Below are 1637 nucleotides of genomic sequence, written 5' to 3'. Positions count from 1 at the left end.
GCCTCAACCTGAACGGATCTCCTCTCATGCGTCGCCCGAACCGCACCATCGCCCGTGTCGCCACCCTCGCCGTCATCCCGGCTGCCCTGCTCGCCGCCGGTGTCGCCGTGTCCACCGCGTCGTACTCGGCGTTCTCGGCCACCTCGTCGGACGACGCCAACAACTGGTCGATGGGATCGGTGGCACTGAGCAACGACGCATCGAACGGTGCGCTCTTCGCTGCGTCGAACCTCAAGCCCGGTTCCACCGGGACCAACTGCATCGCCGTCACCTCGACCGGCTCGCTCCCCAGCGCAGTGAAGCTCTACGCCACGAACGTGCAGCAGACCAAGGCGCTGGCCTCGTACGTCACCCTGCAGGTCAAGCAGGGCAGCGGTGGAGGCTACGGCACGTGCAACGGCTTCACCGCGGCGGCCGGGTCCGACGGTCTCCTGTACAACGACTCCCTCGCGTCGTTCGCGTCCACCCGAACGAGCTACGCCACCGGCGTCGGGACGTGGAAGCCCACCGGCGACAAGTCGGAGACCAAGACCTACCAGATCACCTACACCGTCTCGTCGGATGCCCCGGCCTCCCTGATGGGTGCCACCGCGAGCCTCGGGTTCACCTGGGAAGCGCAGAACTCCTGAGCGGCCGGGAGGACACGAGAGGAGGTCGGTCATGCGTCCGTCCGTGTGGGGTCGGTTCGCCGTGGTACTCGGCGCCCGGGGGATCCTGGCTGCCGTCCTCGGTCTCGTGTTCTGGGCTGTCGCTCCGATGGTCCTCGGCTGGCACACCACCACGGTGATGACCGGCTCCATGGAGCCGTCCCTGCACCCGGGTGACGTCGTGGTGAGCAAGACGGTCACCGCGGGAGAACTCCGGAAGGGACAGGTGTTGCTCTTCGCCGACCCCGACCACGTCGGCACCCTCCGGCTGCACCGGTTCGACTCCCTCAACAGCGACGGAACCCTCACCACGAAGGGCGACGCGAACCCCTCCGCCGACTCCACACACATCTCCCGGTCCGCGGTCACGGGAGTCGGGTACCTCCGTGTCCCACTCATCGGCACACCCGTCCTCTGGGCTGCGGACCATCGAACGGGCCCGCTCGTCGCCCTCGGTTCGGCCCTCGTCCTCGTCGCTGGACTCGCCGTCCTGCCCGCCGTCGCAGATCCGAGCAGGACGACGGGGGCGTCCCGACGTGGGCCCCGGCATCGTCAGCAGGACCACCGGCCGTGGGCGGTTGGGGCACTCCTCGTCACTTCTGTCTGCACCGTCGCGGCGCTGGCGGTACCTGCTCCGGCGGCCGCCGCGGCCTTCGCCGCCACCGTCACCGCACCCAGCACGATGGCGACCGTGGCCGCGACCCCGGCCACTGCGCTGACGTGCACGTCGAACACGAACGGGTCGGTCACCATCGGGTGGAGCTACGACGGGGTGGCACCCGAGCGGTTCACCACGGTCATCGACGGCGTCGCGAGCAGCGACACCAGCGCCGGCACCGCCCGATCCACCACGATCAGCTCCTCGGACCTCTTCTCCTTCCGCACCTCCAGTGTCACCGTCCGCGCCGACGTCACCTCGACGTGGACGACGACCTCCGCCAGCAGCGTCCGCATCAGCACCGTCCGCTTCCTCGGACTCGGCCGCACCAG

The 1637-nt window shown here is 69.4% G+C and carries 2 protein-coding genes; both read left to right on the top strand.

All coding sequences use genetic code 11. The annotated features are described in order from the left end of the window. A partial coding sequence (locus tag EDF51_RS19685) for a hypothetical protein (RefSeq protein WP_347876528.1) occupies positions 1 to 629 on the top strand: 629 nt, incomplete at its 5' end. Between the two features lie 31 nt (positions 630 to 660). Then, the coding region (locus EDF51_RS19680; protein WP_134196260.1) for a signal peptidase I at positions 661 to 1637 on the top strand (977 nt) is incomplete at its 3' end.

Origin of the sequence: Curtobacterium sp. PhB25, assembly GCF_004365375.1 — a bacterium.
Lineage (GTDB): Bacteria > Actinomycetota > Actinomycetes > Actinomycetales > Microbacteriaceae > Curtobacterium.
Note: the sequence above shows the minus strand (reverse complement) of the source record. Positions and strands in the feature narration are given on the sequence as shown.